The 13,188-nt window shown below is 44.7% G+C and carries 15 protein-coding genes; 3 read left to right on the forward strand and 12 right to left on the reverse strand.

From position 1 onward, the window contains the following. Positions 1-35: 35 nt before the first annotated feature. The 3 genes from BC351_RS23810 to BC351_RS23820 all read right to left on the reverse strand — a co-directional run bounded on the left by BC351_RS23810 (position 36) and on the right by BC351_RS23820 (position 3,477). Complete coding sequence (locus BC351_RS23810; protein ID WP_079415613.1) at positions 36-1,169, reverse strand: response regulator; 1,134 nt, start codon at positions 1,167-1,169, stop codon at positions 36-38. Next, positions 1,166-2,968 (reverse strand): sensor histidine kinase, encoded by a 1,803-nt coding sequence (locus BC351_RS23815; RefSeq protein ID WP_079415615.1) that lies wholly within the window; start codon positions 2,966-2,968, stop codon positions 1,166-1,168. Before BC351_RS23815 ends, BC351_RS23810 begins: the two co-directional genes overlap by 4 nt. 74 nt (positions 2,969-3,042) lie before the next feature. Beyond that, positions 3,043-3,477 (reverse strand): Lrp/AsnC family transcriptional regulator, encoded by a 435-nt coding sequence (locus tag BC351_RS23820; RefSeq protein WP_079415619.1) that lies wholly within the window; start codon positions 3,475-3,477, stop codon positions 3,043-3,045. 165 nt (positions 3,478-3,642) lie between these two features. Here BC351_RS23820 and BC351_RS23825 point away from each other — a divergent pair, with 165 nt between their 5' ends. Next, positions 3,643-4,095, forward strand: coding sequence for a VOC family protein (locus tag BC351_RS23825; protein WP_079415621.1), 453 nt, complete (start codon positions 3,643-3,645; stop codon positions 4,093-4,095). A gap of 61 nt (positions 4,096-4,156) precedes the next feature. Here BC351_RS23825 and BC351_RS42795 read toward each other — a convergent pair whose 3' ends face one another. After that, positions 4,157-4,315 (reverse strand): hypothetical protein, encoded by a 159-nt coding sequence (locus BC351_RS42795; RefSeq protein ID WP_167388042.1) that lies wholly within the window; start codon positions 4,313-4,315, stop codon positions 4,157-4,159. Between the two features lie 157 nt (positions 4,316-4,472). On the opposite strand from BC351_RS42795, the gene BC351_RS23830 reads away from it, so the two are divergent. Then, a complete protein-coding gene (locus BC351_RS23830; RefSeq protein WP_208629841.1) occupies positions 4,473-4,955 on the forward strand; it encodes an anthrone oxygenase family protein in 483 nt (160 codons plus the stop codon). 285 nt (positions 4,956-5,240) lie between these two features. Here BC351_RS23830 and BC351_RS23835 read toward each other — a convergent pair whose 3' ends face one another. From BC351_RS23835 to BC351_RS23855, 5 genes are all read right to left on the reverse strand, one after another. Then, a complete protein-coding gene (locus BC351_RS23835) occupies positions 5,241-5,729 on the reverse strand; it encodes a VanZ family protein (protein WP_079415626.1) in 489 nt (162 codons plus the stop codon). Positions 5,730-5,765: 36 nt separating this feature from the next. Next, positions 5,766-6,632 (reverse strand): VanY-A/VanY-F/VanY-M family D-Ala-D-Ala carboxypeptidase, encoded by an 867-nt coding sequence (gene vanY, locus BC351_RS23840; protein WP_079415629.1) that lies wholly within the window; start codon positions 6,630-6,632, stop codon positions 5,766-5,768. An 81-nt stretch (positions 6,633-6,713) separates the two neighbouring features. Beyond that, complete coding sequence (locus BC351_RS23845; protein ID WP_079415633.1) at positions 6,714-7,805, reverse strand: HAMP domain-containing sensor histidine kinase; 1,092 nt, start codon at positions 7,803-7,805, stop codon at positions 6,714-6,716. Further along, positions 7,798-8,493 carry a response regulator transcription factor gene (locus BC351_RS23850; protein ID WP_079415637.1) on the reverse strand — a complete coding sequence of 232 codons (696 nt, stop codon included), beginning with the start codon at positions 8,491-8,493 and terminating at the stop codon, positions 7,798-7,800. Before BC351_RS23850 ends, BC351_RS23845 begins: the two co-directional genes overlap by 8 nt. A gap of 264 nt (positions 8,494-8,757) precedes the next feature. Continuing rightward, the gene (locus BC351_RS23855; protein WP_079415640.1) at positions 8,758-9,105 is read right to left on the reverse strand and encodes a winged helix-turn-helix transcriptional regulator; all 348 of its coding nucleotides are present in this window, start codon (positions 9,103-9,105) and stop codon (positions 8,758-8,760) included. A gap of 168 nt (positions 9,106-9,273) precedes the next feature. Here BC351_RS23855 and BC351_RS23860 point away from each other — a divergent pair, with 168 nt between their 5' ends. Then, the gene (locus BC351_RS23860) at positions 9,274-10,002 is read left to right on the forward strand and encodes an SDR family oxidoreductase (RefSeq protein WP_079415644.1); all 729 of its coding nucleotides are present in this window, start codon (positions 9,274-9,276) and stop codon (positions 10,000-10,002) included. Positions 10,003-10,031: 29 nt separating this feature from the next. Here BC351_RS23860 and BC351_RS23865 read toward each other — a convergent pair whose 3' ends face one another. The 3 genes from BC351_RS23865 to BC351_RS23875 all read right to left on the reverse strand — a co-directional run bounded on the left by BC351_RS23865 (position 10,032) and on the right by BC351_RS23875 (position 13,180). Next, a complete protein-coding gene (locus BC351_RS23865; protein WP_079415652.1) occupies positions 10,032-11,705 on the reverse strand; it encodes a methyl-accepting chemotaxis protein in 1,674 nt (557 codons plus the stop codon). Between the two features lie 84 nt (positions 11,706-11,789). Beyond that, positions 11,790-12,566, reverse strand: a complete 777-nt coding sequence (locus tag BC351_RS23870; protein ID WP_079415654.1) for a polysaccharide deacetylase family protein — start codon at positions 12,564-12,566, stop codon at positions 11,790-11,792. Next, positions 12,563-13,180 carry a YkoP family protein gene (locus tag BC351_RS23875; RefSeq protein ID WP_244209156.1) on the reverse strand — a complete coding sequence of 206 codons (618 nt, stop codon included), beginning with the start codon at positions 13,178-13,180 and terminating at the stop codon, positions 12,563-12,565. The genes BC351_RS23870 and BC351_RS23875 overlap by 4 nt, the downstream gene beginning before the upstream one ends. Positions 13,181-13,188: the final 8 nt, after the last annotated feature.

The following is a 13,188-nucleotide window of genomic DNA, read 5'->3' on the forward strand; positions in this document are numbered from 1 at the left end:
ATTCTGGGGCCCTATATATGATTTTCCCTTCTATTTCAAACCAACTCCGAAAGCAATTGCGTATATAACTCCGCAGCCTCACGAGATGGCTTTAAGCCTATTTCTTTATCCAAGTTTCCTGCATATTGCATGTAGTGCCGAGTCAACGCTTCTTTATTCTCCTGCTGAGCCAAAGCCTTCATTAGCAATATGAAAGAACCTTCATCTAATTCATTCCGTGTCATGAGCTTGGAGAGCAATCGGATGGCAACCTGCGTATCCCCTTTTTCCAACAAGGCGGCACTTAAGCGCTGGGTAAAAGAGGTATACAAGTGCGCTAGGCGTTCAACTTCGTTCAGTGCCCAAGCAAAGGCAGTATCTCCGAATAAGTCGCCCGCATACAGCTGTTCAATCTCTAAGGCTTGTTCCATATTAGACTCGTCCACCACAGACATTTGCCTACAGCCTTCTTCAAATCTCAAAAGATCAACCTTCACTTGATTCAGGCTTAGTGCATAATGATTGCTATCGGAATGCAAGATTTCCTTTAAGCCAAAGGCGTCCAACACCTTGCGGAGCTTATAGACCGTCGTATTTAAATACATTTCCGCATTCTTCTGCGGCATGTCGCCAAACATATCGTCAATGAGCCTCGCGCGGGATACAAGCCTCTCTTTTTGAACCAGCAAATATCCAAAAAGCTCTGTGCTTTTACTTGATTTCCACTTGGCCCGCATCCCTTGTGTACTTTGAATGTCAATTTCGCCTAAGCAATTGAACTTAATTTCATTGAAGATGGGCTCTCGTTCCGTCCGTACAAGGGGGGCTGGTTGCTTTTTGGCCATCGCTCTTTCCATCGTTTTGCGCAGTCTTTCTTGCACAACGGGTTTTACAATATAATCGAAAGCATGGACATCGAAGGCAAACAAGGCATATTCCTTATGAGAGGTTATAAAGACGATCTTCACTTCATTGCCGCTCTCCCGCAATCGCTCGGCAAATTCCAGTCCATTCTCCTTCGGCATGCTAATATCTACAAAGATAAGGTCCACATCATGATTCATCAAATAAGAATAAGCTGCTGCCGTATCCATGAAGCTGCCTACAAGTTCGACCTCCTTCACTTTGGAGAGCATACGCTTCATAATTAAATGCATCGCTTTCTCATCATCAATACAAATGACCTTCATGCCCGTCCACCTCTTAAGCTGTCTGATTGTTTAGATGAAGCTTCCGAAAGCGTAGGGATAGAGAAGTAGAAGGTGCTTCCTTGTGCAGGTGTACTATCAAACCAGATTTCTCCCCCATTTAAGTGAACGAACTCTCTGCATAACGTAAGTCCTAATCCAACCCCCTTCTCTCCGGCTGTTCCCGTTGAAGAAACCGGGTAGTCCTCCTGCAGCAACATACTGGCTTGATCCGAGGTGATTCCATCCCCTGTATCGCTTACTGAAACGACCACTTTATGATCGCTGCGATCTGCTCTTAAGCGGATAGTGCCTCCGAAATTTGTAAATTTAATTGCATTGGACAGCAGGTTTCGAACAATCAAATCAAGCATTTCTTTATCGGCATAAACGAACGTATCCTTCGGTATTTCGGAAATAATGTGGATCTGCTTATTCTCAATGCGCACGAGCAATAATCGTATATTGATTTGAATGGTTTGCGCCAAGTCTCTTTCCACTGGCTTGAAAATCATGCCTCCGCTCTGGCTCCGGAACCATTCCAGCAAACTTTCTACCAATGTAAAGGTATTATGAATTTGCTGTCCCATTTCGTTCACGATTTCTTGCTGATCCTCCCCATAGGTCTGCATTTCCTCTTCCATTAGCTCCATCAGATTGACTAGTACAGCCAAAGGATCACGAATATCATGGGCCACTACACTAAACATCTTATCCTTAAACGTATTGAGTTCCCGCAGCTGTCTCGCATTCTCCAGCAGGGTGATCTCGGAGCGTACCATGTCTGTTACATCGCTTAACAAAAGCATTTTACCAACAGGTCTTTGATTTTTATCATTAATAAAGGACACATGGACGTTATAAAATTGCTCATCTGCATGGCCTGCAAGTTGGACCTTGCCTTCCATAAAGGGGCCTTGCTTTATTTTCTCCAGCAGCACAGGATACTGGCTAAATACTTGGACCGCAGGCTGTCCGATCCACTTATTGTTGATTCCGGCAATAACGCGGTTGGCAGACTGATTAAAGCTAGTCAGACTATTATCCAAATCGAATACGATAACCGCGTCCTGCATGGAAGCAAACACCTTCTGCAAAGCCAAAGGAGCTAATCGCAGCATATTAAATTGATAAATGCCCCACATATAGAACACGCCTGAGATAATAAATCCGAACGGTGAAATATCAATAGGCATATAGATAACACCGCTCAAATAAACCAGCGTAAAGCCGTATGGTCCCCATGAGCCAATAATCATTAGAGCAACTTGTTTCTTCATTCGCAGCTTTTCTTTGATAAACATTTGAATCATCAAAACCATGCCTACTACAAAGAAAGAATAGGAATAATAGACATGAAGCTTGTATAAAGGTCCTTTGACCAAAGTGACTAGCGGGAATCCCTCTGAATAATTAAGTGTCATACTTTTATAGAAGAGATGATGCCATTCATTCGTATGATGTGAAACGAACGTAATGGTAGGTACAATCATAAGCGTAGCTACAAGCCATTTTCGAACAAGCGCTTGGCGTCCTGTATATTGCAAGACCATGATAAACCATAAGACTGTCCCGAAAGGTATACCCATGTATTCAATCCGCAGCCAGAAGCGTATGTGTTCCAAGGAGGTACTGACAATTTCGAAGGCATATCCGAACGTATAGAAGGCACCGGTCAGCATTCCCAAACCATAGCTGATCGCAATGGGAAGCTCTCTTCTTTTCCAGCAAAGATATGAAATAGCCAGTGAGCAGCAGGTTGCTGCCATTAGAAGTGCAGATAAATACATATTGTAGCTCATTGATGCTAGCCCCCGCGCCGGATGTAAACAGATATTCTAAGGCTTCTATGTTAGCAGAAACATGCTGGATTCGTTTAGAGTAATATTCTGTTTTCTAAAATGTTTTTCAAACAAATATGAGATTTGGAAGGACCGATCTTTACAAGTGAATCTTGAAACTCGGCAACCTCCTCTATGGAAGCCGTTTGAACCTTGATCAGATAGTTGAATTCCCCACTAATGCGAAATAAATCGGTGACCTCCTTAGCCGCTTCGCAAAACTCAACAAGCTCTTGACAATGCTCGGTCTTAATCAAAATAAACGTGCTTGTGCCTCGATTCAGATCCCGTAGATTAAATACGGTGCTGTATCCGGATATAATCTTTTTATCCTCTAGCTTTAATATCCTTTCTTTCACAGATGGCTGCGACATCGCGATTTCTTTGCTGATCTGAGAGATAGGAATTCGTGCATTATGCTGAAGCAATTTCATAATCTTTCTATCAATATCATCAATCTGATGATTCATAGCTATATAACGCCTCCAAGATTCAACTTATAAAATAAGATATTACATCTTAAATAAGTTATTTAATTAACTATTTTACTATAAAACCCTTATCTTTCATATGTATTCCTTATAGTCAAATGCCTATAATGAAAATCATAACTTATGTACAAGGAGAGATTTGAGATGAGCGTAAGAGGCCTTGCCCATGTGGCGATACAAGCGAATGATTATCAAGGAACTATTCGGTTTTATACCGAAGTCTTAGGGTTTACAAGAGGCCATCATTGGAGTTTGCCTTCTTTTCAAATCAAAGAAGCCTGTATGCTGGTTTCTGCTGATCGACGAACCTGCATAGAGATCTTTGACCGTGAGGCTGTCATCCCTGCTCAAGGAAAGAAAGCTGCATCGGAAGAAGAGATTGCTCATGGGGCATTATTGCATTTGGCCTTTTATGTGGATGATGCAGAAGAAGTGTACCATAAAGCCCTTGCTCACGGGGCAAAAATTTGCGCAGAGCCAACCCGGCTTTCTCTCGGAGAACCGCCGCTTATCGTGAACAATGCTCTTATTTATAGTCCTAATGGCGAGGTTATTGAATTCATAGAGGAAGTTGATTTTAATGTCTCCTCGCTATAATGAAAGAGCACCCTTAGGAAGGGTGCCTTTCCTCGTTAAACACGGAAATGTCAGACTTTCCTTATTTTTTGATAAGCTTCAGGGTGAGAGCTTGCTCCTCTGTCAAAATGAATTCCTCCTTAGACCAGAAGTCCTCATCCTTGTCTCTGCCGAATAGACGAAGTATGTCATTCCAAACGCCTTTTTCCATAGCTTCTGAAGCTGAAATCATAATTTTCAAAGCGAACACCTCCTGTCCCCACTATAGGCGATGGACGACTCCTAAATCAAATTCCTCCTATAAATTACTTTACAAAATAAGGGATTTATTATACATATGAGATAAGTAAACAATTGGAGAAAATCGTAGGATAGCTCCGAATGGGAGGTAGCAAATCATGGGTAACCTGCTCTTTGGCTTAATCTTTGCTTCCGCGTTAGGTTCCGGCTTAATGGCTGGATTGTTTTTCGCCTTTTCGACTTCCGTCATGGCAGCTCTCTCTCGCCTTCCGGCCGAACAAGGGATTGCCACGATGCAATCCATCAACATCATCATACTCAATCCGTTATTTAGCTTGATCTTTATGGGAACAAGTTTACTGTGCATCATTATTGGGATTTATTCATTGTTCAAATGGGGCACACCAAGCGCCACCTATCTGCTCGCTGGCAGCATCCTTTATTTCGTCGGTGTCTTCCTAGTGACCGTCATATTCAACGTGCCGCTTAACGACACCTTAGCCGCAGTGGCACCTGGCAGCTCAGAAGGAGCTAAACTCTGGACTCAATATTTGGCTAGCTGGGTGCCGTGGAATCATGTGCGGACATTAGCTTCACTCGTGTCATTGGGGGCTTTTGTCATCGGACTGCGCAAGTGGTGAACGACAATAATGGTACCTGCAATTATGCATCTTTTTTGCTCTTGGAATAGCCGCAGCTACTAAATTCCTGCATTTGTGCAGGCTTTTGAGGCTTTTTCTGGATGAACGGCCGAAAAAGATAAAAATGCCTGCACAATTGCAGGCATTTCCACTTTTTAACCGAATTTGCTCGGAAATTCCTGTATTTTCGCAGGCTTTTACGGACTATTTGACTTTCGTCGATAAGGAGCCGATGATTTTAACCTCAACCATACTTTTGTGGGCCTCACATTAGTTAGTACGTAACTACCCCTCTTTCTTTCTCAAACTTTTCCTAAAGATCATGTATCCTAACAAGCCCCCGCTAACATTTAAAATGAGATCATCCACATCGAAGCTTCCAATCGACAAAACGAGCTGTGAGCATTCCAAGCATAAGCTTAGGCCCAAAGCTCGCAAGAACACACCTGGAAGTGATATTTGATGTTTTTGATCCATCCATACAAGAAATATCCCATACGGCATGAATATCGCAATATTCCCAAATAAGTTTATCAGATCATGGTTTGAGAGACTCTGAATATTGCTGGATATAGATGCGAAGGGAACCACATTGGCCGTTTCCCAACGATCCTTGATGTAGCCAAGGTTGCCCAAGTTTCTCAGCAGCTGATGCCAGAGGAAGGGGATATCTATAGAGCTGAACTTAAATAAAATAATTTTGAATACGGCATACATATATACGGCATATAGAGCTGGCACTATGCTGTCTTTCACTCGTATCGCTGCTTTCATTCTGTATCCTCACCTTCTTGATCATCTTGTCTGCCATCATGGAAGCCGTGTCACAATGACGCCATCTATATTGTTGCCGGATATCTCATAACGTTGATTGCTAGGCACATGGATGGTCGTACTCTTGGAAACAGGATAATACGTAATCTCGTATTTCTGGCCTTTCACTGTCGTCGAGAAGGTCTTCTGCTCTTTGATGAAATCCAGGTACTGTTCCAAGGTAAAATCCTTTTGCTGCATAATCAGGCTGTGCGGCAAACCTACGTAGCGGAAATGCCAAGGTTCATACTGAATGCCCGTGATGGCCGTTTTGTCCTTGGGATAGCGCAAAATAAACCCATAGGTCCAAGCATTCTTTTTCAACCATTTCCCTTCAGGCGCTTGGTCCATTTCCTTCTGTGTAGATCCGATATCAAGAGCTAGTCCTAGATTATGCTCGCTATAGCCCGCTGGCAAAGCGTAGTCCGATCCCATTTGTTTATATAGCTGACCTTGCTCCTTCTTATCTCGATAACCGCTATTGATCATAAAATGATCAACACCCTCTTTGTCAGCTGCCTGGATCATCTTCGTAAAGGGCTGCATCACACTCTGTGATAGTCGAATCGTATCGTCCAGCAAGCCGAATCCCTTTATGAACTCTTTATGCTGAAAGAGATTAACCACATCCGTTAATGTGCCTGCTGGATGGACCGGGTAATCCTTATTAATTAATACTAGATTTCCTTGATAAATCTGATCTTGTGTTACCTTTATCGTTAGATCGCTCCCTTGGGAGGTCACCGCTTGTGCCTCAATGTTTGTCTTGCCTGAATCCCCATTTATGACAACCTCCGCTTTCTGTTGCACAGCTTCATAGCCCAAAAGCAAGCAGATAACAAGCCAAAAAACCCATTTCTTCATTTTTCGTTTCCTCCCTAACCTTGCTTCAATCAGGATAAGGAAAACTTTTTAAAAAGAAGTGGGCTAATCTTAAAATTTTTCTTAAATTTTTTGCGGTAAACGTACTTCAAAGAGGGTTCGAATCACGCTGCTTTGCACGGAAATCGTTCCGTTATGCTGCTCTACAATATTTTTCGCTATAAATAATCCCAGACCTGTACTTCCCCCTTGATGCGTGCGAGCCTGGTCTCCGGTATAGAACATATCAAAGAGATGAGGCAGCTCCTCTTCGGGGATACAATTCCCGTAATTGATGACTTGAACGACTACATCCCCTGCATCCAAATGGCCGTTAATCTCTACGAATTGACCGTCTTTCCCATACCGGTTGGCATTCGTAAGCAGATTTTCAAATACACGCGCCAACAGCTCTCCGTCCCCCCAGATAGTCATAAGCGGCGTTATATGCAATCTCGCGATCAAATGATTATTCTCGAAAACGGGATACAACTCCTCATTTAATTGAATGAGAAGCTCGCTTAGATCAATTGGTTTCTTATCAATAGTCAGCATGCCATAGTTCATTCTAGTGATTTCAAATAGTTCATCAATCAACTTTTCGAGGCGTCGAGACTTGGTGAAAGCAATCGTCGTATAATGCTTCACTTGCTCTTTCGTTAATTGATCGTCTTGAAGAATAAAATCCAGATACCCAAGTACAGATGTCAGCGGCGTACGCAAATCATGGGCTAAATTCAAGACCAGCTGATCCTTGCTGCTTTCTGCAAAGTCTCCTCGTTCTACCGCCTTTTGCAGCTTCTCGCTTGCCATGTTGATGTCCTCGGCAATATCCTTGAACTCGTCATTGGACGAAATTTGCACACGACTTTGGAAATCGCCATTGGCAAGACGATGAATTCCCCTCGATATCTCATTAAAATACGCCGCATAAGGCTTAGTCAGGAAAAAGAAAAATAAAATTGCAAGCGGGATAAAAACAATCATAAAAAAGTTGAAATCCCCGATGTTGTTTATCACTTGGCGTACTTTGGCTAATGGATTTTCTAGCCGAACGCCTGCATAATAGAGCTGCAAAACCTTATAAATGATAAAAGTGACGCCGCCTGACAACAGCATGCTTAAACCTAATAATGCGATCATTTTAGATCGAAAGCTGCGCATCATGTTAACCATTGAACGTATATCCCACCCCCCAAACAGTTTTGATTAATTTATTTTTATTCGTATCCTCACCTAATTTCTTGCGAAGAGTACGGATATGCACCATCACCGTGTTCCCGCTCTCGTAATAAGCTTCGCCCCACACTTGCTGGAAAATATGCTCCGCACTAAACACTTTCTTGGAATGACTAACTAGCAGGTACAGAATATCAAATTCTTTGGGCGTTAACTCGATGTTAGCGCCATACAGAGTAACGGTCCGCTGATCGGCGTCCAGACTCAATCCCCCTGCTTCCAATACAGCCTTATTGCCTGTCGTTGATTGGTTCAATTGCATGGACCGCCGCAGCTGAGCATTCACCCTGGCGACAAGCTCCATGGGGTTAAACGGTTTGGTCATGTAATCATCCGCCCCCATCACCAAGCCCGTTATCTTGTCCAAATCTGACGATTTCGCACTCAAAAAAATAATCGGCAAATGATAGTGCTCGCGAATTTGCCGAGTCACTTCATGTCCATCCAGCTTGGGCATCATAATATCTAGAATCGCCAAATCGATGGGATGCGATCGAATCGCATGAACAGCCTCTTGGCCGTCCGCGACCTTAATCAGATGGTAACCCTCTTTCTCCAAATGCAATGCTATCAAATCTGCGATCTCCGGCTCATCATCAGCGATCAGTATCGTCGTACGCTTCATTCAAATCCCGCTCCTGTATATGTAGTCTGACCTATCTTATAGGGGTTTCATTCTTATTCTACCCGATTCTATCTTCGGAGAGTACCCTCTGCACCGTTTGGCGAAGTCGATCCGGCTCAACAATGATGGCAAAATGACAGATTTGGAGCTTGCTTCGCGAGCGGAGAGAGCGTTTTTTGCTGTCTCAGAGCGGGGGAGTGCTTGGCTTCCGCTGAGACTGCCTCCGATAATGAAGCAAGCCAAACATCCTTTAGGGCAAATCACCTAAAGAACGTTTGGCTCGCTTGCATGAACATAGTCCTGATGCTTTCTGCCCCAGCCGCACATGCTGTCAAGAACGGCGGTCAGCGTTTTGCCATGCTCCGAAATACTGTATTCGACTTTGGGCGGGATGTCGGGATAAACAACGCGATCAATGAGCCGCGCATCCTCAAGCTCCCGCAATTGCTTCGCAAGCGTTCCTTGGGAGACATCCGGAATGAGCCGCCGCAGCTCGCCGAATCGTTTGGTTCCATCTATCAATAAAATAAACAAGATAAGCGGCTTCCATTTCCCTCCGATCATGTCCAGCGTCGTTAGGACTCCTCTAAGTCGCGGTTCCATTAAATCCATCGTCTTCTTCTCACCTCTACTATTATCATACCTGCTCACCTGTCTCTTACCTACCAATGAGTACGAAATTTCGTACCAAGTACGAATGAAGTGCGTACTTGGCAGCCTTCCATTTATACCGAATAATATAGACACAAAGCCTATCCAGTATGAAAGGGGACTACATCCATGTCCACAATTTCTTTGAAAAACCAACGTATCGTTATTATCGGGGGGAGCTCCGGGATTGGTCTAGCGACGGCCCAACAGGCCATTGAACAAGGAGCCGCCGTCGTCCTGGCAGGCCGCTCGAAAGAGAAACTGCTCCAAGCTCAGCAGTACCTAGGAAGCGATGCTATCGAGATTTATCCATTAGACAATCGCGATGAACAGCAGCTTCAAGCATTTTTTGAGCATGTGGGCAGCTTCGACCATTTATTTACGCCGGGAGCCTCCTATGTCAGAGGTCCAATCTCATCTTCCTCCGAGATCGCGCACAGCTGCTTCAATGCCAAGTTCTGGCCGCAATATAATGCGGTTAAATATGCATCTCCCTACATCAACCCGACTGGTTCGATAGTGCTTATGTCCGGTGCCTTTGGGCAGCGCCCTTTGGCGGATGGAGCCTCCTATGCGGCTTGCAACGGAGCTATTGAGAGCCTCGGCAAGGCACTGGCCGTAGAACTGTCCCCGATTCGGGTCAATGTGATTTCCCCAGGGACCATACGTACTTCTTTCAACTGGGAAGGTGCAAAGCAGGAAGTCAGAGACGAGTCATATGATCATTATACCAAAATCAATATTGTCGGTAGAGTGGGTACAGCCGCCGAAGCCGCGCATACGACTATTTATTTGATGACCAACAACTACACAACCGGAAGCACCTTGTTTCCTGATGGCGGTTATATATTGAGGTAGTGATTTATTTTAAAAGCTAGTGATGGATTCTAAATCGTAAAAATTCCAACCTCACGCTTCAATACCGTGGATAGCTGACGCAGCTCTCTCAGCTTAGTTGTCATTTCATCGAATGTCGCCAACTGTTCCTCCGTGGAAGCTGCTGCTTCCTGTGATGCGGATGCAGATTCATCAATGAGCTTCGAAGACTGCATGAGCGCTTTCAGGGAGTTATGGGACATGGTCGACAGCTCGTTGAATATGCTTTGAATGCGCAAGGTGCTTTCGGCGGTTAAGTCCACCTTCTGTACGATCAGCTCAAGCGATTCTTGGCCTTGTATCACCAAATCATTTTGCAAGATGACCACCTCTTGGCTTGCTTTCATCGTCTTAACAGCTGTATTCGTCTCAGCTTGAATCTTGCGGACGAGCTCTGAAATCTGCTCAGCCGTTCGGCCCGATCCTTCAGCAAGCTTACGGATCTCGCTTGCGACTACTGCAAAGCCTTTCCCTTCTTCCCCAGCGCGAGCCGCTTCAATCGCCGCATTCAACGCGAGCAAATGAGTCTGGTTGGCTAACTCGGAAATTATGGTACTCATTTCACCGATTTCGTTGGATCGGCTGTTCAGTTGTACCATGGCTGAGGTTGAGCTTTGGATCGAGCTAACCATTTCCCCCAAATTATCAACAGAGGCTCTATTGGCTTTCTGCCCAGATTGCACAGCTTCGATTAAAAGATGGGAATCCAGCACCGTTTTCACCGTTTCCAACTTCACTTCCTCGGAGATTTCCCCTGTCCGTTCCATCATCGCAAGGACTTGCCGAACATGCTCGGCTTGTTGTGCCGACCGATCGGCCATATCCGTAATTATCGTTGTGATCTGCTTCGATGATTCATTCGTTTGCTCTGCCGCCGCCTGCAGCATGCCTGCATGGCTATTCAGTTGGTTAGCTTCCATAGTAACATTGCCTACAATTGCCCTTAAGTTGTCTAGAAACTGATTCATAGAAGAAGCTAATCTGCCAATTTCGTCATTGCGTTTCATGTGCAGCTTCTGCGTCAAATCACCGCCATGCGCAACCAGCTCCTCCACATGGTTGTTGATCACACGCAAAGGCCGGACAATACGCCGAGTTAACAAAATAAAGAGCAAAAACGTAAAGATAACCATAGCGATGATAAAACCGCCTATAATTAAATAGAGATTTTTCTTCATAGGGCTATTAATCTGGTTGAAAGTCGTCGCCAAAACCAGCTTATATCCTGTATCACCAATCATCGTGAAGGCATAAATGTTCTCCATGTCCCCCGTCCCGCTAGTTTCCCTCTTTTGCATGATAAGCTGACCTGCTTGCTGCAACTGGGAATCCGAATCCTCCAGCATAGATTTCCCTATAACGAATTTAGGATTCTCACTTGCCGCATACCGACCTTCTTTATCTAAAATAAAGTAATATTCGCCCGCGTTTTCTTTTGCTTTTGCGAACACCTCATGGAATTCTTTACTTTGCAGTACTTGCTGGGTATCGCTGTTATTCAAAAGTAAATTGTTTAATTTCGCGGAGGCAAGCTCCACTTTGTAATTTAATTTTTGTTCCACTTCATGACTAATAATTTCATTAAATCTCGAAAATGTATATTGACATAGACCTGCGAAAATAAACACCATGTACACTACAACAGTAATCATGACGATTGTTCGAACTGATTTTTTCTTTTGCATGAATGCCTTTCCTTCCAATCCGGTATGAGATATCTTCTAGTCGTTCTGCGCTTATGCAATCTAATCTCATTGACTGTTGTAAGCTTAAGAATGAATTTGGCCAGGATGCTTGGCTCCTGCTCCACCTGCTCCAACCTCTCTCCTGCAACGGACTTCCTTGTTCAGCAGTTCATCGGCTCGCAAGCAATCCAAGCCCTTGCTGCGAATTTCTTGCAGAACTTCCTTCAATCCGGTTATCATGTGCCGCGGCGCCTCTTCATCTGCTCCAAGAGTATCGCCGCTATCGTGAAGAACGATGATGGACCCGGGTTTAATTCTTTTCAACAACGCTCGTTTCAATTGTTCCACGCTGACCGCTGGCTTCCAATCTCCAACCATGACCGACCACAGCACGATCCGATAAGATTTTCTCATCACAAGGAGGTCTCCTAGATTAAGAAGCCCCCACGGAGGTCGGTAAAAGATGGGCCGCTCTCCCGTAATCCGCTCGACAATATCAGCAGTGCGATCGGCTTGCTCCCTCCTATTCGTCCATGGGAACAAGAGCCAATTAGAGATATGAACATAGTTATGAATACCAATTTGGTGCCCTTCCCGGTGCATTCGCTGAATCAGCTCCGGGTATTTCTCGGCCTTGCTGCCCAGTACGAAGAAGGTGCCCTTTACTCCCTGTTCTTTTAATAAATCCAACACCTCAGGTGTATAATTAGGATGAGGCCCATCATCGAAAGTAAAGGCAATTCCTTTGGCTGCTTTTCCTTTGGAGAGGACACCCCATCCACATATTCGTGTAAGGATAAAAGGAACAATCATATATAGGATCATCACATCCATGGATAAAATCATTAACATTCGTATCATGAAATCGCCTCTTTCTTCCTTCGATTATGCCGAGCTTCTTGCAAGTCATGGTCCCGCAACGCAAAACGCTCCTTCAAAGACTGCTTGCTGATCACCAGCATCAAGGGAGCCAGCTTCTCGCTGCTGTATTGGACTCGTTCTTTCCCCTCCGGATGCAGAATACGCAGGAGGAGGCGAAGATACGCCGCATAGAATCGTTGCTGCCATCTAGACGCAATAGGATGCTGCTCAAAGCCTATTCCATGAATGATTCCCCGGTGAAGCAGCGTAATTCCTGTGATCGCTCGGACTTCCAACAGGTCGGAGTTGCTGTCCAGCTCCTTGCTAATTTGCTTCATGGCATCGCGAAGCATGCGGACTGTCTTCAACCCGGCACGGTCTGCCCCGAACGTACGCGAAAGACTCATGACCTGCCGATTATCCAGATGAAGCTCGCCCACCCAGTCTCCGGCCTGTATGCCATGTCCATCCTGACAAGCAATTCTCTTTCCGTGATGCTGCCTGACGACTAATTTACATATCCCATATCTCAACACAGACTTGCTTCGGAATCTAGTGATGAGATCAAACACGTTCTCCCACATCATCCAAAGGGACTGCAAAGGTAATTTCATAAGTGATG

It is taken from the genome of Paenibacillus ferrarius, from assembly GCF_002027705.1.
Taxonomy (GTDB): domain Bacteria; phylum Bacillota; class Bacilli; order Paenibacillales; family NBRC-103111; genus Paenibacillus_E; species Paenibacillus_E ferrarius.